We start from the raw sequence: 23,240 nt of genomic DNA, 5'->3' as shown, positions 1-23,240 counted from the left end.
AGGGAGATAGGCCCGTGATAGCGGACCTATCCCGGGACCTTCTCGTCACGGAGGCGGGTGCCGCCGCGGGTGCGGCGGCGCAGCGCGGGACGCGCCTCGGCGGACGGGTCAGGCGAAGCGGACGGCGTCGAGGGGGCGGCGGCCTGAAGGCGGGCCGCGAGAGCCGCGACGGTCGGCGCCTGGAAGACGTCCCGCAGGGTGATCCCGCAGGGGAAGGTCGCCCGGATCCGGTTGAGGAGGCGTATGGCCAGGAGCGAGTAGCCGCCCGACTTGAAGAAGTTGTCGTCGACGCCGACGGGACGGCCGTCGAGCAGCTCGGTGAACAGAGCAGCCAGGAACTCCTCGGCCGGGCCGCGCGGCGCGCGGCCCCGCGGCGCGGCCTCCTGGGGTGCCGGCAGCGCCGCGTGGTCGAGTTCGCCGTGGGCGGTGAGCGGCAGGGCGGGAACCGTGACGACCGCCTCCGGCACCAGGTGCCCGGCCAGCGCCCCGGCCACGTGGTCCCGGAGCCCGGCGAGGTCGGCGTCCGGGGCGGGGACGGCGTAGGCGACAAGGCGTCCGTCGCGGAGGACCACGGCGGCGTCCCGGACCCCCGGGCTCCGCAGCAGCACCGCCTCGACGGCCCCGGTGTTCGGGCGGGGCGTCAGCGGATCGGCCACCGGTCCCAGATGCCGGAGCACGCCGTCCTCTGCCCGGCGCACCAAAGCACCGGTCCGGAGCATGCGTCCTCCGTCCGGGCGGAACGGGTCGGCGACGAACCTCGCGGCCGACCTCCCCGGAGCCGCAGGGAAGCCCTCGGCGAGGCCGTCGCCCGCGAGGTACAGCTCGCCGGGGGCACCGGCGGGCACCGGCCGGAGCCGGGCGTCCAGGACGTACCGGCGCGCGCTCTCCAGGGGATGGCCGGAGAGGTCCGGCGCGGGCACGACCCGCGCGCCGCCGAGCAGCCGCCGGGCCCGGGCCCGCTGCCCCTCGTGCTCCGGCGTCCCGGTGACGGCGACCTCCCGCAGTCCCGAGAGCGCCTCCGGACGGGTGTCCGCCAGGTGCCCGAGGAGCCTGGCGGGCAGTGCCAGCGCCGTCACCCCGTGCGCGACGATCAGGTCGGCGATCCGCGTGGCGGACGGCCGCGCTTCGGAGGCCAGCACACACGTCCCCCCGGAGGTCAGAGCACCCCAGAACTCGGTGGCGAACGACCCCCACGAAACCGGCCCCCACTGCAGCCGGACGTGTTCTCCCGCGCCTGCGGTCGCCGCGGCCACGGCCCGGTGCGAGGCAAGCACCGCGCGCACCTCTCCCGGCCCGGTCTCGGCGAGCATCACGCACACCGCGTCGCCGGGATCACCGGCCGCATCACACTGGCCGACCGGCTTCTCGGTGTGCTCGGCGTCCATCAGAAGCACGGGCAGCCCGTCGGGCAGGTGGTGGCCCCGCACGGAGACCAGCAGGCCCGCGCGGCTCTCCGCGAGCAGCGGCGCGGGGTCGGTGTCCGGGTCGAGCAGGACGTGGGCCGCGCCGCTGCGGGCGATCGCCAGGACGGCCACCGCCAGCGGCAGGCCGCGCGCCAGCAGGACTGCGACGACGGAGCCGCGGCCAACGTCCCGAGCGGCCAGCCGGGCGGCCAGGGCGGCGGACGCCGCGTCCAGTTCGGCGTAGGTGAGGCGGCATTCCCCCGCGACCACGGCGACCGCGTCGGGCCGCTCGGCCGCGCGGGCGGCGAACAGCGCGGACAGCGTCACGTCGGGTCGCGTCGGGAGCGCGGGAGCGGCGGACGTCCCGGGATCTGCGAGGTCGAGGTCGGCGATCCGGCCGTCCGGCGCCGCAGCTGCCGCGGTCAGGGCCCGGGTGAGCAGACGGGCCACCAGGTCGGCGGTGCCCGGCTCGAACAGGTCGGCGGCGCATTCGACCACGCCGAGCAGTCCGTCCGGCGCGCCGAGCGGATCCCTGCGTTCGCGGATCGCAACGGTGAGATCGAGCTTCGCCGCGCCGCTGTCGATCGAGACCTCCGAGCCGGCCAGGGGGGAGTCCCTCATCTCCTGCTGGAAGTCGGTTTGGACGCTGAGCATGACCTGAACGAGCGGGTGATGCGCGGCCGAACGCACCGGGTTCAGCTGCTCCACCAGCAGGTCGAACGGCACCTCCTGATGCGCGTAGGCGGCCAGGTCGACTGAGCGGACCCGCTCCACCAGTTCCGTGAACGTCGGATCACCCGACACGTCCGTCCGCAGCACCAGCGTGTTGACGAAGAACCCCACCAGATCGTGCAGCGCCTCGTCGTCACGTCCCGCGACGACGGTGCCGATCGGCAGGTCCTCACCAGCGCCGAGCCGGTTCAGCACCACCGCGAACGCCGCCTGCACCACCATGAACAGAGTCGCGCCCGACGCGGCGGCGAGCCGCGTGAGCGTCCGGTGCGCGGCGGCGTCGAGTTCGAAGACCGTGAGGTCGCCGCGGTGGCCTGCCACGGCGGGCCTGGCCCGGTGCCCCGGGAGTTCCAGCACCGGTGGCGCGCCCTCCAGCGTCTCCCTCCAGTAGGTGAGCCGGCGTGAGAGCAGGCTCTCGGGATCCGGCACCTCCCCCAGCAGCTCCCGCTGCCAGACCGCGTAATCCCCGTACTGCACCGGCAACGGCTCCCACCCTGGAGCCTCCCCCGCTGCCCTCGCGCCATAGGCCTCACTCAGATCGGCCAGCAACCGGCCCAGCGACCAGCCGTCACCCGCGATGTGATGCAGCACCACCACCAGGATCTGACCGCCCTCGGCGGTCTCGACCAGCGCGGCCCGGATGGGTTGCTCGGCCCCGACGTCGAACGTGTACCCGGCGAGGGCGTCCACCGCGGCTCCGGCCTCCGCCTCGGTGGTCCGGACGAGCTCCAGCCGGGGCCGGGCCCCGTCCTGGACGTCCTGATACGGCTCGCCGTCCACCACGGTGAACACCGACCGCAGCACCTCGTGCCGCTCCACCACGTCACCCAGTGCCGACTCCAGCACCACCGGGTCGACCGGCCGGTCCAGCCGCAGGACCACCGGAATGTTGTACGACCGTCCCGGGCCCTCCAGCTGGTGTGCGAACCACAACCGCCGCTGCGCGAACGACAGCGGCAGCGGGCCCGACCGGTCCGTCCGCGTCAGAGCCGGGCGGTCCGCCCCCGCCGCCTCCCCTATCCGCGCGTCCAGCCCCACCACCGTCGGCGTCAGGAACAGGTCGCGGATCCCCACCTCCACCCCGAGCACCGCCCGGACCCGGTTCACCAGCCGCACGCCCAGCAGCGAATGCCCGCCGCTGCGGAAGAAGTTGTCGTGCCCGCCGACGAACGGCAGGCCGAGCGCTTCGGCGAACAGCCCGGCGAGGATCTCCTGCCGCGGGGTGAGCGCTATGGCGGGGGCGGGCGCGACGGACGGCTCGGCACCGGCGGGCGGAGCGAGCCGTCGCCGCCGCTCCTCCAGACCGGCCCGCTCCTCCGCCGACAGCACGTCCAGGGCGTCGATCCGGACGGCGGGGTCCGCCGCGACGGCCTCCAGCACCCGGATGAACAGGTCGAGCAGCAGCCGGGCGGTGCCGGAGTCGAACAGGTCCACCGCGTACTGCCACCAGATCTCCAGCCCGCCTGCGCCGGGCGCCTCGGCGCAGAAGACGGTGAGGTCGAACTTGGCGGCCCGCAGATCGACGGGTTCGATCCGGCCCGGGACGCCGCCCAGGTCGAAGCCGGTCGCCGGGGTGCTGTCGAGGGTGAGCATCACCTGGAAGAACGGGTGCCATCCCAAGGAGCGCTCGGGGTTGAGGTGCTCGACGAGCAGGTCGAACGGCAGGTCCTGGTGGGCGAACGCGCCGAGGTCGCTCTCCCGCACCCGGCCGACGAGCTCGCCGAAGGCCAGGTCCCCGGGCACTTCGGTGCGCAGCACGAGGGTGTTGACGAAGAAGCCCACGACGTCCTCGAGCGCCTCCTCGGTGGACCTGCCCGCCACGGCGGTGCCGATCGACACGTCCCGCTGCCCGGTGGCGGTGGCGAGCGCCGCGGCCAGTGCCGCCTGGAGCACCATGAACAGGCTGGCCCGTCGCTCGCGGGCGAGCGCGCGGAGCCGGGCGTGCGTGCCGGGGCCGATCCGGCCGACGGCCAGTCCGCCGCGTCCCGACGGCTCGGCGGGGTGCGGCCGGTCGGCGGGCAGCACCAGCCGTCCGGGCGCGCCGTCCAGCGCCGCCCGCCAGTACTCGAGCTGCTCGGCGGCCTCGCTGTCGGGGTCGGACGCCTCGCCGAGCAGGTCCCGCTGCCACAGCGCGTAGTCGGCGTACTGGACCTCCAGCGGCTCGCGGGTCGGGGCCGCTCCCGCGAGGCGGGCCGTGTACGCCTCGGCGAGGTCGCGCAGCAGCGGGCCGAGCGACCAGCCGTCGGTCGCCGCATGGTGCAGCAGGAGCGCCAGCACGGACGTGCCCGCGTCCGTCACGAACAGCTTCACCCGCAGCGGGAGGTCCACGAGCAGGTCGAACGTCTCCCCGCAGAACGCCGACACCAGGGTGTCGGCCTCGGAGGCGGCGCAAGGCACGACGGTCAGCAGACCGCCGGGGACGTCCAGGACCTTCTGGTACGGCTCTCCGTCGGTTACTGGCAGCACGGTGCGCAGCACCTCGTGCCGTGCCACCAGATCGCCGAGCGCCGCGGCGAGGGAGGCTGCGTCCGGCACGCCGTCCAGCCGCACCACGACGGGCGCGTTGTAGGTGGAGGACGCGCCCTCCAGCCGGTTAAGGAACCACAGCCGGCGCTGTGCGTACGACAACGGGATCAAGGGGTCCTCCTGAACGGTTCCCGGAATGGCTCGCCCGGCCGGGACGGCGGGTGCCGCCCCGGCGGGCGTCAGACGGCGGCGGGCTGCGGGTCTGCCGCCGCTTCGGCGAGCAGGGCCTCGATCCGCGCGGCCAGATCCCGCAGCAGCGGATGCTGGTAGACCTCCCGCACGGGCAGCCGCACCCCCAGTTCGGCGCGGACCCTGGCGGCCAGCTTGATGGCGAGCAGCGAGTGGCCGCCCAGCTTGAAGAAGTTGGCGTCGGCCGTGATGCCCGGCCGTTCCAGCACCTCCGACCAGACCCCGGCGATGAGGCCCTCGATCCGGCCGAGCGGCGCGTCCTTCGCCGGGCCGGCCTCCGGCTCCGCCGGTTCGAGCACGGGCAGCGGCAGCGCCGCCCGGTCGAGCTTGCCGTTGGAGGTGGTGGGGAAGCGGTCGACCGCGACGAACGCGGTCGGCACCATGTAGGACGCGAGCCGCCCGGCCGCGTGGTCCCGCAGCTCGGCCGCGGTGACCTGGCCGGCCGCCCGGTAGTAGCCGACGAGTCCGGGCGCGCCGCCGAGGTCCTCCCGGAGCGCGACCGCCGCCTCTGCGACCGCCGGATGGGCGGCGAGCGCCGCCTCGATCTCACCGGTCTCGACGCGGTGCCCGCGCAGCTTGATCTGCCCGTCGGCGCGGCCGAGGTACTCCAGCCGTCCGCCGGGCAGCAGCCGGCACCGGTCGCCGGTGCGGTACATGCGGGAGCCGTCGGCGGCGGAGACGTCGGCGACGAACCGTTCGGCGGTCAGGACGGGGCGGCGGCGGTATCCGCGGCCCACCCGGACCCCGGCCAGGTACAGCTCGCCGATCTCTCCTTCGGCCACCGGCCGGAGCCCCGCGTCGAGCAGCCGGGCCGAAAGGCCCGGCAGCACGGTTCCCAGCTGCGGCCGATCGGCGGCGGCGATCCACGCCGCGGTGGCGTCGACCGTGCACTCGGTCGGCCCGTAGAGGTTCACGGCCCGCAGGACGCCCGCCTCGGCCAGGGCCGCGAGCCTCTCCCACAGCGCGGGGCCGATCGCCTCGCCGCCGACGAGCAGGGTGAGCGGCGGAGCGCCGGGGCGGTGCCGCGCGGCCAGCGGCTCCAGCAGGTGCTCGGCGTGGGAGGGCGTGATGTCGAGGTCGGTGAGGCCGGTCTCGGCGACCAGCGCGGCGAACAGCTCGGGATCCGTCCGGGTCTCCTCGTCGATCATGACGATGGTGTCGCCGCGGCACAGCCGCACCCACTGCTGGACGGAGGCGTCGAAGGACGGCGAGGCGTTCCAGCCGACCCGTCCGCCGTCGGTCGCCGCGATCCCGGCCGACTCCAGCTCGGCCAGGAGCGCGGACGCCGCCCGCCGGGTGATCTCGACGCCCTTCGGCCGCCCGGTCGAGCCGGACGTGTAGATGACATAGGCGAGGTCGTCCGGCCGGACCTCCTCGGGCCGGAAGGCGGGCCCACACGGCCCGGCTGTTCCGAGGAGCTCGGCGGCGGGCAGGCACGGCAGGTCCGTGCCGGGGATCGGCTCGCCGATCACCAGGTCGGCCCCGGCGTCCGTGACGAGGTAGTGCTTGCGGTCGGCGGGGAGCTTCGGGGCGACCGGCAGGTAGGCGGCCCCCGCGGTGAGCGTCGCGACCAGGCTCAGCAGCAGGTCGGCGCCGCGAGGCAGGTGCAGTGCGACGACCCGCTCCGGCCCGGCGCCGTGCTCGGCGAGCAGCCGCGCCGTCCGGGCTGCCTGGTCGCGCAGCGCGCCGAACGTCATGGCGCGGTCGCCGTCGAGCACGGCGGTGCGGTCGGCGGGGACGTCGCCCAGGCGGTCCAGCAGGTCCCGGGAGGACTTCTGATCATCGATGGCTGTCGTTTCCATGGTCGCGGGTCACTCCTCGTGGACGGTGGGGGACGGCGGGGTCAGCGGCCGGCAGCCGGCGAGCGGCGTGGGGTCGCCCATGGCGACGAGGATCCGGCGGTCGCCGCGGTAGGCGTCGCGGCCGTGGGCGCACAGGACGTTGTCGATGAGCAGCAGGTCGCCCTCCTGCCACCGCTCCCGGACGGTGACCTCATCGTAGATCCGGTCGAGCGTCGCGACCTCCTGCGCGGTGAGGGGCGAGCCGTCGCCGACGAAGGTGTCGAACGGCAGCCCGTCCTCGCCGTAGGTGTCGAGCAGCACGTCGCGGACGTCCGGGTCGAGGGTCCAGCGGTTCCAGAACGTGAAGTGGTTGAACCAGACGCGCTCCCCGGTGACCGGGTGGGTCACGACGGCGGAGCGGCGCTGGCGGGTCCGCAACTCGCCGGTCGCGGGCCACTCGTGGCCGATGACGTTCTCGCGGCAGTACGCCTCGACGGCGCCGGGGTCGTCGGTGGAGAAGCTGGTCCGCCACGGCAGCCCGGCGAGGTCGGAGTAGTTGCGGACGAGCAGCCAGCCGTGCGCGGCGAACCGGTCGAGCAGCGCGGGCGGGATACGGCGCAGCGCCTCCCGCATGTCGCCGACGGTGGTCGCGCCGCCCTCCTCGGGGGCGACGACGCAGCCGAACAGCAGCGTGCCGGGGAACTCCAGGGTGTAGCTGTTCTCGTTGTGCAGCCGGATCCGCTGGGCGGCGGGCAGGTCGGTGGAGGAGAAGACCCCGGAGCCGTAGTCGGTGCGCGGGGTGGCCTTCTCCTTGTATCCGGCGGGCTGGTCGATCAGCGCGTCGCGGGCCCTGGCGAAGCCGACGGCGTCGGCGACGGGCAGGCCGCGCACCAGCACCGAGCCGGAGCGCAGCAGTTCGGCGCGGAGCGCGGCGCGGTGGTCGTCCAGCCATTCGACGGCCGGGTCGAGCGCGGGGAAGTACGGGGCGTGGACGATCGGGGGGCCGCCCGCGGGGCGGTGGACCGCCAGGTCCGGGACGGGCGGGGTGAGCGGGGTGACTGCGGGGGGCATGCGTGACCTCCGGTTCGGTGCGGGTTCGGGCGGGACGGTCAGGCGGGCCGGGCGTCGACGACGCCGGTGACCACCGACAGGAACTCCTCGAGCCGGCTCTGGAAGTAGAAGTGGCCGCCGGGCAGCACGGTCATCGCGGTTTCCCGGTCGGTCAGGTCGGACCAGGCGGCGAGGGCCTCGACCGGCACGATCGGGTCCTCGGCCCCGCCGACGGCGGTGACCGGGCAGCCGAGCGCCGGCAGCGGGCCGGTGAACCGGTAGGCGTCGTCGATCGCGAAGTCGGCGCGGATCGACGGCAGCACGATCTCCCGCAGTTCGGGTTCGTCGAGGATGGCGTCGTCGGTGCCGCCGCGGGCCTTGAGCGCCGCCACCAGCGCGTCGTCGGTGAGCCGCTCGGGCTCGACCCTGCTGGGGTTGGCCAGGAACGGGGCGCGGCAGGCCGAGGCGATGAGGGCGCGCGGCGGGCGGCCCCGCGCGGTGAGCGCCCGCGCCACCTCGAACGCCACCAGGGAGCCCATGCTGTGGCCGAGGACGACGAGGTCGCCGGTGTCCTCCGGCAGGCACTCGACGATCGGGGCGGCCAGGTCGTCGATGCCGAGCGGCAGCGGCTCGCTGAACCGCGCGCCGCGGCCCGGGTACTGGCCGACGAGCAGCCGGACGTCGGCGGGGAGCAGGCCGCGCCATTCGGCGTAGCCGTGCGCGTTGCCGCCCGCGTGCGGGAGCACGAGCAGGGACGTGCGGGGGCGGGCCTCGCCGGGCAGCCGCCACACGACATCGTCGGCGGCAGCGGCGAGCGGGGCCGGGCCGGGAAGGTGCTGGACGGAACTCATGGGGGTCGCTCCATTCGTGATCTACAGAAGGGTTCCGGAGGTGGTCCTGCGGCGCAGCGCGGGGCGTGTCCTGCGCGCCGGCGCGGGGGCGTCCCCGGCCGGGATGAGCTGGGCGAGGGCGGCCACGGTGGGCGCCTGGAAGACGTCGCGGATGGTGAGCTCCGCGCCGGTGGCGGTGCGGATCCGGGCGGTCAGCCGTGCGGCGAGCAGGGAGTGGCCGCCGAGGTCGAAGAAGTCGTCGTCGATGCTCATGCTCGTGACGCCGAGGGCTTCGGCGAACAGCGCGCACAGGGTCCGTTCGCGGTCGTCGCGAGGGGCGCGCCCGCCGGGGGCGGCGGCCCGTTCCGGGACGGGCAGGGCGCGGCGGTCGAGTTTGCCGTTGGGGGTGAGCGGGAGGCGGGGCAGCACCACCACCGCCGAGGGCACCAGGTGTTCGGGGACGGACCGGCGGGTGAGGTCGCGGACGTCCCGGCCGTCGAGGTCGGTGTCTCCGTCGGGCACCACGTAGCCGATGAGGCGCAGCGACGTTCCGTCGTTCACGGCGGTCACGGCCGCTTGGGCGACGTGGGGGTGGGCGAGCAGGGCGCGTTCGACCTCGGCGGGTTCCACCCGGAAACCGCGGACCTTGACCTGGTCGTCGCCGCGCCCGGCGAACTCCAACGTCCCGTCCGCCCGCCAACGGGCCAGATCACCGGTCCGGTAGAGCCGGGAACCGTCATCCGCGAACGGGTCGGCCACGAACCGGCCCGCCGAGAGACCCGCGGAGCCGAGGTAGCCGTGGGCGAGGCCGACACCGCCCAGATACACCTCGCCGACCGCGCCCACCGGCACCGGACACAACCGGTGGTCCAGCAGGTAGACCCGTTTGTTGCCGATCGGCCGTCCGATCGGGACAGCGCCCACGCCGAGGTCCTCCGGTACTTCGAACACCGTCGAGAAGCCCATCGATTCGGCCGGGCCGTAGGCGTTGGCGACCGCCACGCCGCTCCCCCGGCCCAGCACCCGCGCGATGTGGGCTCCGGAGGCCACCTCGCCCCCGGTGAAGACGATCTCGACGTGGTCGAAGGCCTCCGGGTATTCGTCCGCCATCACGTTGAACAACCCCGATGACAACTGGAGCATCGTCACACCGTGCTCGGCCGTCAGCGACGCGATCAGACCCGGCTCCGGACGCTGCCCCGGCTGCAGCACGCACCGGCCGCCGAACAGCAGAGCGCCCCAGAACTCCAGGGAGAACCCGTCCCACGACACCGGCGAACACTGCAGGAACACCGCACCCGGACCGAAAGGCGCATACACCTGACCTGCCAGAGAACCCACCAACGCCCGATGCGGAGCCACCACCCCCTTCGGCCGCCCCGTCGAACCGGACGTGAACATCACACACGCCACGTCACCCGGATCGACCGCGACGCCCAGATCGTCCGCGGCGAACAGTGCGACGCCGGGGTCGTCGACAAGGACCGCCGGGCCCGCCAGGCGCGCTGCCAGCGACGCGCGGGTCACCACGGCGGCGGCCCGGGCCTCGGCGGCGACCAGCTCCAGGCGCGCGTCGGGGAAGTCGGGGTCGAGCACCACATAGCCGGCACCGGTCTTCACCACCGCCAGCAGCGCCACCGCGAAGTCGACCCCCCGCTCCAGCAGCACCCCCACCAGCCCGCCACGCCCCACCCCCTGGGCGACCAGATGCCGCGCCAGCCGGTTCGCCCGCGCGTTCAGCTCGCCGTACGTCAGCCGCTCCGCTCCGAAGGCGAGGGCGACGGCGTCGCGGTGCTCCCTGGCCCGAGCCTCGAACAGCTCCGGCAGGGTCGCTTCGGCGGCGGAGGAGTCGCCCGTGGCGTTCCACTCCTCCACCATCCGCGACCGGTCCTCGGCGCCGAGGACGTCGACCTCGCCGACGGTCAGCTCCGGATCGGCCGTCACCTGCCCGACGACCCGCAGGAACGTCGCGACCAGGCGTTCGACCGTCGTGCGGTCGAAGATGTCGGTGCGGTAGAGGACCGCGCCGCCCACGCCCCCGGCGTCCTCGGAGAGCAGGAACTCCAGGTCGAACTTGGCGGTTCCACTGTGCGCCACCGTCCCCGGGCCAGCCTGCGCGCCCGGCAGGTCGGGCGCGACGCCCGCCGCCCGCTCCAGGCCGAGGCAGACCTGGAACAGCGGGTGCCGCGACAGCGACCGCACCGGGTTCAGCGCCTCGATCACCAGGTCGAACGGGAGCTCCTGGTGGGCGAAGGCGTCGAGGTCGGCGGCGCGGACCCGGGCGAGCAGCTCGCGGAAGGCGGGGTCCCCGGACGTGTCGGTGCGCAGCACCAGCGTGTTGACGAAGAATCCGACCAGCCCGGCGAGGCCGTCTGCGGACCGGCCCGCCACCGGCGACCCGATCGGGACGTCCTCGCCCGCCCCCATCCGGGTGAGGGTGAGGGCGAGCGCGGCCTGCAGCACCATGAACGGCGTGGCGCGCTCGGCCCGAGCCAGTTCCATGACGCGGCGGCCGAGGTCCGCGCCGAGTGCGACGGGGACCGCGCCGCCCTCCGTCCCGGCGACGAGCGGGCGCGGCCGGTCCAGGGCCAGGTCCAGCTCCTCGGGAAGCCCGGCGAGGGTCTCGCGCCAGTAGGCGAGTTCCCGGCCCGCCGTGCTCGCGTGGTCCGTGGGGTCGCCGAGCGCCGCCCGCTGCCAGATCGCGTAGTCGGCGTACTGGACGGGCAGCGGCGGCAGGTCGGGGATTCGTCCTTCGCGCCGCGCGGTGTAGGCGGCGGCGAGGTCGCCGAACAGCGGCTGGAGCGACTCGCCGTCGGTGGCGATGTGGTGCAGCAGGACGAGGAGCAGGTACGCGCCGTCGCCGAGGTCGAACAGGGTGACCCGGAGCGGCGGCTCGGCCGCCAGGTCGAACGGCCTGCGCGCTGCCGCGGCGAGGGCGGCCTCCAGGTCCGAGGCGGCGATCGGGATGTGCTCGAACGCCACTTCCGGGTCGTCGAGGATCCGCTGGTACGGCTCGCCTTCGTCGGCCTCGACGACCGTGCGGAGCGGCTCGTGCCGGGCGGCCAGGTCACCGAAGGCCGCGCGCAGCGCCGCGACGTCCAGTTCGCCGTCCAGCCGGACGGTGAGCGGGACGTTGTAGGTGGCGGAGGCGCCCTCCATCCGGGCGACGAACCACAGCCGGCGCTGCGCGTACGACAGCGGCAACCGCTCCGGACGCGCGGCGGCCGTCAGCGGAGGCGGCGCGGACCCCCCGGCCTCGCGGAGCCCGTCGGCCAGCGCGGCCACGGTGGGGCGCTGGAAGACGTCCCGGATCGTCAGTTCGGCGCCGAGCGCGGTGCGTGCCCGGGCGGCCAGCCTCGCGGCGAGCAGGGAGTGGCCGCCGAGGTCGAAGAAGTCGTCGTCGACGCTCACCTCGGGCACACCGAGCACCTCGGCGAACAGGCCGCAGAGGATCTCGTCGCGGGCGTCGCGCGGCGGCCGTCCGCCGGGGGCGGCCGCCGTCTCCGGCAGGGGCAGGGCGCGGCGGTCGAGTTTGCCGTTGGGGGTGAGCGGGAGCCGGGGTAGCACCACCACCGCCGAGGGCACCAGGTGTTCGGGCAGCCGGCCGCGCAGCCGGTGCCGCAGTTCGCGTCCATCGAGGGCTGCGTCCCCGGCCGGCACCGCGTAGCCGACGAGGCGCAGCGAGCCGCCGTCGGGGACGGCGATCACGGCGGCCTGGGCGACGTCGTCGAGGTCCAGCAGGGCGCGTTCGACCTCGGCGGGCTCGACCCGGAAACCGCGGACCTTGACCTGGTCGTCGCCGCGCCCGGCGAACTCCAGGGTCCCGTCGGCCCGCCAGCGGGCCAGGTCGCCGGTGCGGTAGAGCCGGGAACCGTCTCCCGCGAACGGGTCGGCCACGAACCGACCGGCGGAGAGTCCGGCCGCCTCCAAGTAGCCGTGGGCGAGGCCGACACCGCCGAGGTACACCTCGCCGACCGCGCCCACCGGCACCGGACACAACCGGTGGTCCAGCAGATAAGCCCGTTTGCTACCGATCGGCCGCCCGATCGGGATCCCGCCCCCGCCGAACCCTTCCGGAACCTCGAACACCGTCGAGAACCCCATCGACTCCGCCGGGCCGTAGGCGTTGGCGACCACCACCCCGCTCCCCCGGCCCAGCACCCGCGCCACATGGGCCCCGGACGACACCTCGCCCCCGGTGAAGACCGTCTTCACGTGGTCGAAGACAGCCGGATACTCATCGGCCATCACGTTGAACAGCCCCGACGACAGCTGGAGCATCGTCACACCGTGCTCTGCCGTCAACGACGCGATCAGACCGGGCTCCGGGCGCTGTCCGGGCTGCAGCACGCACTGGCCGCCGAACAGCAGAGCACCCCAGAACTCCAGGGAAAACCCATCCCACGACACCGGCGAACACTGCAGGAACACCGCACCCGGACCGAACGGCGCATACACCTGACCCACCAACGACCCCACCAACGCCCGATGCGGAGCCACCACCCCTTTCGGCCGCCCCGTCGAACCGGACGTGAACATCACACACGCCACGTCACCCGGATCGACCGGCGCATCCAGATCGTCCGACGGCTGCTCCGCGAGCACCGCCTCGTCCACGCACACCAGTGGCCGGACGTGCGGGATCCGGCCGGAGAGCGCGGAGCGCGAGACGACGGCCGAGACCGCCGCGCCCTCCGCCACCGCGGCCAACCGCGCGTCGGGGAAGTCGGGGTCGAGCACCACGTAACCGGCACCGGTCTTCACCACCGCCAGCAGCGCCACCGCGAAGTCGACCCCCCGCTCCAGCAGCACCCCCACCAGCCCGCCACGCCCCACCCCCTGGGCGACCAGATGCCGTGCCAGCCGGTTCGCCCGCGCGTTCAGCCGCGCGTACGACACGCGTTCCGAGCCGCACACGAGCGCCACGGCGTCGCCGCGCTCCCTGACCCGGGCCTCGAACAGCTCCGGCAGGGCCGCCTCGGCGGCGGAGGAGTCGCCCGTGGCGTTCCACTCCCGCACCACCCGCGTCCGCTCCTGTGGAGTCAGCAGGTCCAGTTCGCCCACCGGGGCGTCCGGCCGCGCGGCGAGCGCGGCGACCACCCGGGTGAAGGCGCGCCCGTAGGCGGCGAGGTCCGCCCGGTGGGCGGCGTCAAGGGTGACGTCCACCCGCAGCCCGCCAGCCTCGCCCCGGCTCACGGTGAGGGAGAGGTCGTCGGCGGTTCCTCCCGTCGACATCAGATGGCTGGTGCCGGTCGCCTCGCCGAACGGGTACTCCTCGGCGTCGGTGAGGATGTTGACCATCGGCCCGAACTGCCGGACCCCCCGTTCCCACCAGCCGAGGTCGCGCAGCAGGTCGTCCGTGCGGTAGCGCTGGTGCCACTGCGCCTTCGCGCCGAGCTCCGCGACCCTGGCGGCCAGGCGCACGGCCGGCTCCGCGGGGTCGACCTCGCAGCGCAGCGGCAGGATGTTCGCGGTCATGCCCGCCGCGTTGCGGATGAGCCGGCCGGGCACCGCGAGGCTGAGCAGCACGTCGGTCTCGCCGGTCCACAGGTGGCGGTGCAGGACCGCGGCGCACAGCAGCGCCTGCTGCCAGGCCACGCCCGCGCGTTCGGCGAACCCGCGCAGCGCCGCGAACTCCGCGGCGTCGAGCTGGAGGATCTCCCGGACGATCCGCCGTTCGGGGACCCCTCCGGTGAGCGGGGGCATGGCCGCGCCGTCGAGGTGGGCACGCCAGTAGGCGGCGTCCCTGCGCCGGGCCGGCGTGTCGGTGTTCGCATAGTCGTCCCCGGCGTCCAGGAGCCGCGTGAACGATCCGAGCGGGTGGGCGGGCGCGCGGTCCTCCAGCAGCGCCCGGTAGTGCTCGGAGACCCGGCGGCACAGCAGCGTGATGGTGTGGCCGTCCCGGACGAGGTGGTGGGTCCGGGTGTACCAGCGGTGGTGCCCGGGGCCGAGCCGGAAGACGAGGTCGTGGTGCAGCGGGCCGTTCTCGAGGTCGGTGACGGTCTCCATGTCCGCCCGCATGGCGGCGAGCGCGGCCGCGGCCGGGTCGGGCTCCGCGCCGACGTCCACCAGGTCCGGGACGGTCGCCGGCACCGGCCCGAAGGTCTGCACGGGCGCGCCGTCGACCTCCGCGAACCGCAGGCCGAGGGAATCGTCCTCGGCGGAGGCCCGGGCGATCGCGGTCCGGAGCAGCTCCGCGTCCAGCGGTCCCCGGATGTCCACGAACCCGCCCAGGTTGAAGACGGGAGTGTCCGGGTGGAGACGCTGGGCGTACCAGACGCCCGACTGCGCGGAGTTCAGCGGTCTTCCCGCGGCGGCAGGCGCGGACATGGGGGCTCCTTCACGGAAGAGTCAGGACGGCACTGCGGTGTTGGAAGGGGAAGGGCGCGGCGGCGGTGTCACGGGGTCCGGGGATCCCGCGACACCGCGCCGTCCGGGTCACTGCTCGCGCTGGAGGATGTCGAGGATGTCCTGGACGTTCTGAACGTGGATGATGTCCTCGTCCTCGAAGTCGCAGCCGAACTCCTTCTCGACGTTGGTCATGATCTCGACGACAGAGAGCGAGTCGATGTCCAGCACGTCGGCGAAGGAGTCGGACGGGGCGAAGCCGGGCTTCAGCTCCGGCACGGCCTTGAGGACCAGCGCGTTGACTCGGTCGAGGGTCGCGTTCATGGGTGTTCTCCTTTTCTTTCGCTTTCTCGGTCTTGCGGGGGTCTCAGACGGCGGACGCCACGGGCACCGGAGGAACCGGGGCCGCCGCGGGCGGGAGGTCGGGCCAGACGAGGGTCGCCGCGGCCCAGGTGATGCCGCCGCCGAAGGCGCAGAAGAGGATCCGGTCGCCGGGCGAGAGCCGGCCCTCTCCCATCGCGTCCACGAGGGCGAGCGGGATCGACGCGGCCGAGGTGTTGGCCACCCGGTCGACGTTGACGACGGCGCGCTCGGCGGGGACGCCGATCGCCCTGGCGGTGGCGGTGAGGATCCGGCGGTTGGCCTGGTGGGCGACGAGCCAGTCGACGTCCTCGGGCTTCCAGCCGGTCTGCGCCAGCACGGTCTCGGACGCCGCGGTCATGTGCTTGACCGCGTACTTGTAGACCAGCCGGCCCTGCATCCTCAGGTAGCTCTCGGGGATGTCGGTCGGCACTCCGGCGGCGCGCTGCCGCGAGCCGCCCGCGGGGGTGACCAGGATGTCGAGGAGGTCGCCGTCGCTGCCCATGACCTGGGACAACACCGCGCCGGGTTCGCCCGGCCCGCCGCGGCGCAGCACCACCGCGCCCGCGCCGTCGCCGAACACCGGGGCGGTGATCTGGTCGTGCGGGTCGACGGAGGCGGTGACGGCCTCGGCGCCGATCACCAGGCCGGAGCGGAACGCCCCGGTCTGGATCATCGACGAGGCGATGGTGAGCGCGTAGATGAAGCCGGAGCACGCGGCGTTCACGTCGAAGGCCGGGACCCCTTTGAGACCCAGCCGGGCGGCCACCGCCGGGGCGGTGGCGGGGAACGTCTGGTCGGGGGTGCACGTGGCGAGGAGCACGAAGTCGACGCCGGGGTTCCCGCACGAGTCCAGCGCCTGGCGGCCCGCGCCGACCGCGAGGTCGGACGTCGCCCCGGTCGGCTCGATGACGTAGCGCTGTTCGATGCCGGTGCGGTCGCGGATCCAGTCGTCCGTCAGGCCGAGCCGGGCGGAGACCTCCTCGTTCTTCACCATCCGCTCGGGAAGGCAGGCGCCTATCCCCGCGATGACCGCCGTCGCGGCCTGACCTGATGACACGGTTCTTCCTCCAGTGTGCTGGCGGTGTTCGGTGGTGTTAGGGGGTTTCGCGGCGTTTTCAGAGCCCATGGGACACCCGGCGCGGCGCGCCGAACGGCAGTTGTTCCGGCATTCGCGCAGCAGTCGCGCGCACCATCTCCAGGACCCGGAACGGCGGCCTCCCCGGCTCCTGCGAGGTCCGGACGAGTCCGCGCAGCAGAAGGTCGCGCACGACTCGCCCGCTGGCGGGCAGGCTCCGCCCGGTGAGCGCGACCACGTCGTCGAGGCTGAAGCCGCCGTCGCCCGCCGACAGCACGGCCAGCAGTTCCGCGTCCGCGGCGGGGAGCCTGCCGACGCAGCGTTCCAGCGCCTCGCGCAGCCCCGAGTCGCCGTCCGTCCCGGCCAGGTGGTCGAGCAATTCGGCGGGGCCCGCGGCCAGGCAGCGCAGCAGGGTCTCCAGGTCGTAGATCAGCAGCCAGGACGCCGCGGCGCGCAGGGCGAGCGGCACCCCGTCGAGCCGTCGGCAGATCTCGGCGGCGAGCGCGGTCTCGGCGGGCGCCCGGTGGGCGCGCCGGGCCGTGCGGTCGGCGAGGGCGTGGAACAGCCGGACGGCGGGCGCGTCCGCGGGGTCGCCGTCCGGGCCCGGTGCCTCCAGCGGGGCCAGCAGGAACTGCCGTTCCCCCCGCACGCCGCACGGCTCGTCGGCGGTGACCAGCAGCCGCAGGTCGGGACACTCCCTCAGGAGACGGGCGAGCCGGTCGGGCCGCGGCTCCGGCCTGCCGAGGCCGTCGACGACCAGCAGCGCGGGCCCGTCCCCCGCCAGTTCGGCGAAGGCCCCGACCCCCTGCCCGTCGCCGGACCCGAAGACGTCCTCGACGCAGCCGCGGGTGACGTCGGTGAAGTCGCCGCCGACGAGGTCGCCGCCGGTCCGCGCCGATGATCCAGGCATCGTGTACCAGAGCACCGGGAACCGGGCGGTAGCGCGCAACCGTCCGGCGACCTCCACGGCGAGGCGGGTCTTGCCCACCCCGCCGAGGCCGACGATCGTGACGAGGCGCTCCGCGCCGGAGCCGAGCTCGTCCTCGATCACCGCGGCCTCCCTCTCCCGACCGACGATGGGGTCGAGCACCGCGGGCGGTCCGGGGGGCTCCGCCCGGAAGCCCTCCTTCAGCGCCCGGCCGGCCATCCCCCGGTTGGCGGCGGTCTCGAACGCCGCGCGGGCCCGCGGGCCGAGCCTCAGCCCGTCGGCGAGCAGCCGGACGGTGTCGGTGCGCGGGCGCCTGGCCCTGCCCTGCTCGATGTCGCGGATGGCGCGCACGCTGATGGTCGAGAAGTCGGCCAGCTCGCGCTGGGTCAGTCCGATGCGGATCCGGTGCCGGCGCACCATCATGCCGAAATGCAGTGCTCCAGCGCCGGCTGCGGTGTCAACGGCCATTCGACGATCACCCTTCTCCTCGGGTTCCGGTCTTGCTGCCGCCCATACTCCGGGGTCGCTTATTCACCGGGCATCACACCGCCTATCGCCGCCGATAGCGCACGGAGCCGCCCGTGATAATCCAGGGATAAGGAGAGGGATAATCCGGGGATTCCCCCTTTTCTTATCTTCGTTTCATCAGGTCAGGAGATGAGAAAAGAGGACCCGATGGTCGCCCCCGCCACCGCCACCGCCCGCACCCCGCTGATCGCCCCCGCCTCCAGCGACCCGTGGGACTGACCTTCTCTCCCGACGCACACGACTCCCCCGAGCGCCCCGGCCCCGCTCCCGGCCGGGGCGCTCCCCTTCTGCCGGACCGCGTTCAGCGCTCCGGCAGCGCGACCCTCAGGGGGTCCGATCCTCCGGGGACCTCCGGGAGGCCGTCGAGTTCACGGCGGATCGCCGCCGCCCCGTCGGCGTCCATGATCTGCTCTCTTATGGCCAGTGCCTGGAGCAGGAACGGCCGGGCGCGTTCCGGCCGCCCCAGGGCGAGGTGCAGCTCGGCCAGATTGCCCAGCAGATGGCTCTCGCCGATCAGGTCGCCGCCCGCGCGCACCAGCGCCAGCGCCTCGGCGAGCTTGCCCTCGGCCTCCACCGCCTCTCCCCGCCGCAGCAGCGTCTGCCCGAGCCTGCGCAGCGCGCGGGCCTCACCGCCCGAGTAGCCCACCGAGCGGTAGATCACCAGCGCCTCCTCCAGTTGGTGGAGGGCCCGCTCGCCCTCCCCCCGCCGGTCGACGATCGGCACGCTCTGCGTCAGGACGATCGCCCTGCCGACGATGTCGCCGACCCGCTCGAAGTCCCGCATCGACGACTCGTACAGCTCGAGCGCGCGATCGTCCCGCCCCGACAGCCGCTCCAGCAGGGCGAGGTCCCGCAGGCAGAGCGCCGCGCCGTGCCGGTCGTCCAGCCGGTCGAACAGCGCCAGCGCCTCCTGGAGGTACGTTCGCGACAGGTCGGGCTGCCTGCGGTTGAGGTGAAGCGTGCCGAGCGAGGCCAGCAGCGCGGCCGTGCCCCGCTCGTTGCCGACGCGGCGCACCGCCTCCAACGCCCTGTGGTGAGTGCGTTCCCACAGGTCGGTGTAACCGCGCGGCTCGAACAGGCTGACCAGGGTGGTCGCCAGGTCCCAGCAGGCCTCGTCGAGCCCGGTCTGCGCGGCCTGGTCCACGGCGGCGACGAGGTTGACGTGCTCCCGGTCCATCCAGTCCAGCGGATCGGCGAGCAGCTCGGCGGCGTACCCGTCGGGGAACCGCCAGCGCGGCGCCCGCCCGTGCAGGACGGTGAAGTCCCCGCCGTAGATCTTCCGGTGGGCCTGCTCGGCGAGCGCGAGCCAGCCGCCGGTCACCCGCTCGGCGGCGGCCCGCCGCGCCGCCGGGCTGTCGTGCTCGGAGAGCTGCTCGCGGGCGAACATCCGGATGATCTCGTGGAAGCGGTACCGGAACTCTCCCGTCGGCTCGACCGCGACCACGTCGAGCATTTGCACGTCGACCAGGGACTCCAGCAGGTCAGCGGGGCGCGGCCGGTCGTCGTCCAGCAGCGCGCCCGCCAGCCAGCCGGGCAGCACCGGACCGTCGGCGAGGCTGAGGAGCCGCAACAGCCGGCGGTGCTGGGCCGACAGCCCGTCGTGGGTGAGGGAGAGGCTGGCGCGGACGGTCATCTCGCCGTGCGCGAGCTCGTCCAGCCGGTGCCGTTCGTCGGCGAGGCGCTGCACCATCGACGCCAGGGACCAGTGCGGCCGGGCCGCGAGCCGCGACGCCACGATCCGCAGCGCCAGCGGCAGCCCGCCCACCGCCCGGACGAGCGCGACGGCGGCCTGCGGCTCGCGGTCGGTGCGCTCCGGGCCGACCACGCGGCGCAACAGGTCGATCGACTGCTCGACGTCCAGGACGTCGAGCTCGAAACGCCGTGCCCCCGGCAGCCCGGTGAGCCGCGCCCGGCTCGTCACGAGCATGGCGCAGTTCCCGGACCCCGGCAGCAGCGGCGCGATCTGCGACTCGCCCGCCGCGTCGTCCAGCACCACCAGCGTCCGCTGCGTGGCCAGCAGGGTCCGGTACATCTCGGCACGCTCGTCGAGCGAGTCGGGGATCACCGTCCCGGGGATGCCGAGCGCCCGCAGGAAGCGGCCGAGCACCTCCTGCGCGGCCACCGGCTCCGTGCTCGTCCCGCGCAGGTCGCAGTAGAGCTGGCCGTCGGGGAACTTCTCGTCTCCCAGCCGGTGCGCGATGTGGGTGGCCAGCGTGCTCTTGCCGACGCCGGGCCTGCCGACGAGGATCACCACGGGGACCGCCCGCCCGCCCGCGCCGAGCGCGTCGGCGACCTCGCCGGTCAGGCCCGGGTCGCCGACGAAGTCGGCGGTGTCCGCGGGGAGCTGGTGCGGTTTCTCCTCGCGGTAGGCCGGCACCCGCCGCGTCGGCTCGGCGGCCGGCTCGCGGGGCTGCGCGTCGGCCTGCAGGGCGGGGTCGCCGGCGAGGATCGCCGTCTCCAGCAGCCGCACTTCCTCGCCCGGCTCCAGCCCGAGCTCCTCGATGAGCAGGTCCCGGCCCGCGCGGTAGGCCTCCAGCGCCTCGGCCTGCCGGCCCGAGCGGTACAGGGCGAGCATGTACTGGGCGCGCAGCCGCTCCCGCAGCGGATGCTCGTGCACCAGCCGGCCGATCTCGCCGACGAGCTGGTGGTGGCGGCCGAGGCCGAGCTCGAGCTCCAGGTAGGTCTCGATGGCCGCGAGCCGGTCCTCGTCGAGCCGCAGCGCCTTGGTCCGCAGCGCCTCACTGGCGACACCGCTCAGGCAGGGGCCCCGCCACAGGCCGACGACCGAGCGGAGCCGTTCGGCGGCCTCGGCGGCGCGGCCCTCCTTCACCAGCACCCTCGCCTCGCCGACCGTCCGGTTGAAGACGGTGAGGTCGAGCTCCTCGTCGCCGGTCTCCAGCCGGTAGCCGGGCGGGCGGGTCGCGATGACCGCGGTGATGCCGGCCTCCGCGAGGGTCTTGCGGAGGCGGGACACACAGATCTGCACCTGGGTGCGCGCGGTGTCCGGAGGGTCCTCGTCCCAGATCAGGTCGACGAGGTGGTCGGTGCTGACCACCCGGTTCGCCTCCAGCAGGAACGCGGCGAAGATGGTCTCCTGGCGGCCCGGTGGAATCCGGACCGGGCCGCCCGGCCCCTGCACCTGAAGGGGGCCGAGAATGCCGAACGCCAGCCGCTCCGGCCCTGTCCCACTCGCCGACGTTTCGCGCATGGGGTGCCCTCCCAGCTATTCAGGAATAAGACGGAGGCGCTACTCCAAGATCAATGTAGGCAAATAACCAAAACCTGTCCATGGTGAAAGATTAAAAGCGCGTGTCCTCGCGGTTTCCAATCCCCCGCAGGGCTGCGTCACCGCGGACGGACGACCTCGGGATAGCCGGAGGATAGGGAAAGGTCAAGCCTTCGGCGGACAGTGGCCCTGACAGTCCCGTGCCGTCCCAGCCCCGCCAGCTCCGTGAGGAGAACCGATGAGCCGCCCGACCGGACACCCCCTGCCCAGCACGGCCGCCACCGCCGCGGGAGTCGACCACGTCCTGCTCTCCTACCGCTATCTGGACGACGGAGACCTCGACGCCTACGGCTCGCTCTTCGCCGACGACGCCCAGGTGAACCACCCGGGCGTTCCCCACGGCCAGGGCCGCCGCCGGCTCCTCGACCTGCACGCGCCGCTCGCGGGCCCCTCTTCCCGCCACCACGTCTACAAGGTCGTGGCGCAGGGCGACGCGGTGGCGGTGATGGGCCGGCTGACCCGCCGCTCCCCCGCGCCCCCGGTCGACTTCGCCGACTTCTTCACCCTGTCCGACGACGGGCTCCTTCTCGGCTACCGCCGCTTCTACTTCACCCCGCCCCCTCTCTGAGCCCCGGCCGCGAGCGTCTCGCCGGGTTCGAGATGCCCGCCGAGCAAAGTCCAGATCTCACCCCACTTCGGCTGCCGGATCAGCAGGATCTCGGTCCGAGGTGGAACCACGCCGTGGAGGATCAGAAAGGTGCGGTTCCACATGGTCCGCACCTTACGCCTCGCCTTTACCGGCCTTCACCGGTAACGGGTCAACGGGCGGTGACGAGGGACAGACCGGTACGCCCTATGGGCTGAGTGGTGTGAGCCGGAGAGCCGCGGAAGACGCTGCCGCTGATCCAGCGGGCGGTGTTCGAGGCGATGACGCGGCCCTCGTTGTTCGTCACGAACGTCTGGCCGGGGAGCTCCTTCAGAGCGGGCAGGAGGGTGGTCTCGAAGGTGCGGACGAAGACGTCGGCGGCGGCGACGCCGACGAAGGCGCCGCCGACCAGGACGGGGACGGAGAATGTGAGGCTGTACTCGTCCGTGCACAGGTAGTCGACGTAAGGGCCGCAGATCGAGCGTTCGAGGCCGTTCTGGGGGTGGGTGAACCAGGCCCACTGGGTGTAGTCGTAGAAGGTCGGCTGGGCGGGGTCGAGTTCGGCGGCCAGTTGCTTCGGGGGACCGTCCGGGTCGTACTGCCACCATTCCAGGTACCAGGCGGAGTCGGGCAGCAGGCCGGGCAGGGCGATGAAACCGAGGCCGGCGATGAGGGGGCCGAGGCGCTCGAACAGCAGGGGGCGAAGTCGCGCCAGGTCCGTGGAGCGCAGGCCTCCGTCGGTGGTGGCGGCCAGCCGGGCGGTGGCGTCGCGTACCTCGTCCAGGGTGCCGAACACGTGGTCGGCGAGGGCCTGGATCCGGTCGACGATGGTCATGAGGTCTCGCTTCAGGTCGCGCGCAGGCGCAGCTCTACGAGCCGCTCCACGGCCTCCACGATGTGCCGTTCGGCCAGATTACGGGCAGTCTCCCCGTCTCCGGAACCGATCGCGGCGACGATTTCGCGGTGGAGGCAGGCCACGGAGCGCCCGTCCGCCTCCTCGTAGGGGAGCCAGAGCAGCAATCCGACGTCGGCCTGGAGAGCGATCTCCTCACGGGTGAGGCGGGCCGACTGGGACGCCGCCGCCACCTCGATGTGGAAACGGCCGTCCAGGCGGCGCAGTTCGGCCGGGGATGCGGCGCTCTCCATCTGGGCGAGGGTGCGGCGCAGCAGGGCGAGTTCGGCCTCCAGTGAGCGTTCGGCGGCCAACCTGGCGGCGGCGCCGGAGATCGCCGCGTAGTGGTCGCCGAAGTCGCGCAGTTCCTGGATGGAGAAGCCGTACAGCCTGGCCCCGACCTCGCCGGGCTTGGGAGTGCGGACGAAGCTGCCGCCGCCCCGGCCCCGCCTGGTCTCGACGAGCCCCTTGTTCCGCAAGGTGACGAGAGCCTCCCGCAGGGTGACGGTCGAGACTCCGAGCTGGGAGGCCAGTTCGCTCTCACTGGGGAGCTGCTCGCCGTCGGCGAGGACCTCCAGGGCTATGGCGTCGGCGAGGCGTCGTACCACGGCGTCGACGCGGGCGGTGTTGTCGAGGGGCGCGAAGACGGCATGGCGATGGTCGACTCCGCCCATCACGCCCTCCCGCCCGATCCGCATGTAACTCCACGTTATCGAAGCGTGC

At 73.8% G+C, this 23,240-nt stretch carries 12 protein-coding genes; 1 reads left to right on the top strand and 11 read right to left on the bottom strand.

Annotation, left to right across the window (positions count from 1 at the left end):
• Window positions 1-26 precede the first annotated feature (26 nt).
• The 9 genes from ABGB12_RS28565 to ABGB12_RS28525 form a co-directional block, all read right to left on the bottom strand.
• On the bottom strand, window positions 27-4,772 hold the full coding sequence (locus ABGB12_RS28565; protein WP_347682571.1) for a condensation domain-containing protein: 4,746 nt from the start codon (window positions 4,770-4,772) through the stop codon (window positions 27-29).
• A 68-nt stretch (window positions 4,773-4,840) separates the two neighbouring features.
• On the bottom strand, window positions 4,841-6,652 hold the full coding sequence (locus ABGB12_RS28560; RefSeq protein ID WP_347682570.1) for a non-ribosomal peptide synthetase: 1,812 nt from the start codon (window positions 6,650-6,652) through the stop codon (window positions 4,841-4,843).
• A gap of 9 nt (window positions 6,653-6,661) precedes the next feature.
• Window positions 6,662-7,702, bottom strand: coding sequence for a TauD/TfdA family dioxygenase (locus ABGB12_RS28555; RefSeq protein ID WP_347682569.1), 1,041 nt, complete (start codon window positions 7,700-7,702; stop codon window positions 6,662-6,664).
• Window positions 7,703-7,740: 38 nt separating this feature from the next.
• Entirely contained in the window at window positions 7,741-8,532 is a 792-nt protein-coding gene (locus ABGB12_RS28550) for an alpha/beta fold hydrolase (protein WP_347682568.1), read from the bottom strand.
• A 21-nt stretch (window positions 8,533-8,553) separates the two neighbouring features.
• A complete protein-coding gene (locus ABGB12_RS28545; RefSeq protein ID WP_347682567.1) occupies window positions 8,554-14,841 on the bottom strand; it encodes an amino acid adenylation domain-containing protein in 6,288 nt (2,095 codons plus the stop codon).
• Between the two features lie 108 nt (window positions 14,842-14,949).
• A complete protein-coding gene (locus ABGB12_RS28540) occupies window positions 14,950-15,183 on the bottom strand; it encodes a phosphopantetheine-binding protein (protein ID WP_347682566.1) in 234 nt (77 codons plus the stop codon).
• 43 nt (window positions 15,184-15,226) lie between these two features.
• Window positions 15,227-16,279 carry a beta-ketoacyl-ACP synthase III gene (locus ABGB12_RS28535; protein WP_347682565.1) on the bottom strand — a complete coding sequence of 351 codons (1,053 nt, stop codon included), beginning with the start codon at window positions 16,277-16,279 and terminating at the stop codon, window positions 15,227-15,229.
• 58 nt (window positions 16,280-16,337) lie between these two features.
• A complete protein-coding gene (locus ABGB12_RS28530; protein WP_347682564.1) occupies window positions 16,338-17,693 on the bottom strand; it encodes a helix-turn-helix domain-containing protein in 1,356 nt (451 codons plus the stop codon).
• A gap of 361 nt (window positions 17,694-18,054) precedes the next feature.
• A complete protein-coding gene (locus ABGB12_RS28525; RefSeq protein WP_347682563.1) occupies window positions 18,055-20,961 on the bottom strand; it encodes a BTAD domain-containing putative transcriptional regulator in 2,907 nt (968 codons plus the stop codon).
• A 256-nt stretch (window positions 20,962-21,217) separates the two neighbouring features.
• Here ABGB12_RS28525 and ABGB12_RS28520 point away from each other — a divergent pair, with 256 nt between their 5' ends.
• Window positions 21,218-21,607: a nuclear transport factor 2 family protein gene (locus ABGB12_RS28520; RefSeq protein WP_347682562.1), complete on the top strand. Its 390-nt coding sequence runs from the start codon at window positions 21,218-21,220 to the stop codon at window positions 21,605-21,607.
• Between the two features lie 190 nt (window positions 21,608-21,797).
• Here the strand turns inward: ABGB12_RS28520 and ABGB12_RS28515 are convergent, their stop codons facing one another.
• Together ABGB12_RS28515 and ABGB12_RS28510 are read right to left on the bottom strand one after the other, a co-directional pair.
• Entirely contained in the window at window positions 21,798-22,460 is a 663-nt protein-coding gene (locus ABGB12_RS28515) for a cache domain-containing protein (protein ID WP_347682561.1), read from the bottom strand.
• A gap of 11 nt (window positions 22,461-22,471) precedes the next feature.
• A complete protein-coding gene (locus tag ABGB12_RS28510; RefSeq protein WP_347682560.1) occupies window positions 22,472-23,215 on the bottom strand; it encodes an FCD domain-containing protein in 744 nt (247 codons plus the stop codon).
• Window positions 23,216-23,240 lie beyond the last annotated feature (25 nt).

The organism is Actinocorallia sp. B10E7 (genome assembly GCF_039871655.1).
Classification (GTDB): domain Bacteria; phylum Actinomycetota; class Actinomycetes; order Streptosporangiales; family Streptosporangiaceae; genus Actinocorallia.
The sequence above is the reverse complement of the archived record's forward strand: the minus strand, read 5'-3'. Positions and strand labels throughout refer to the sequence as shown.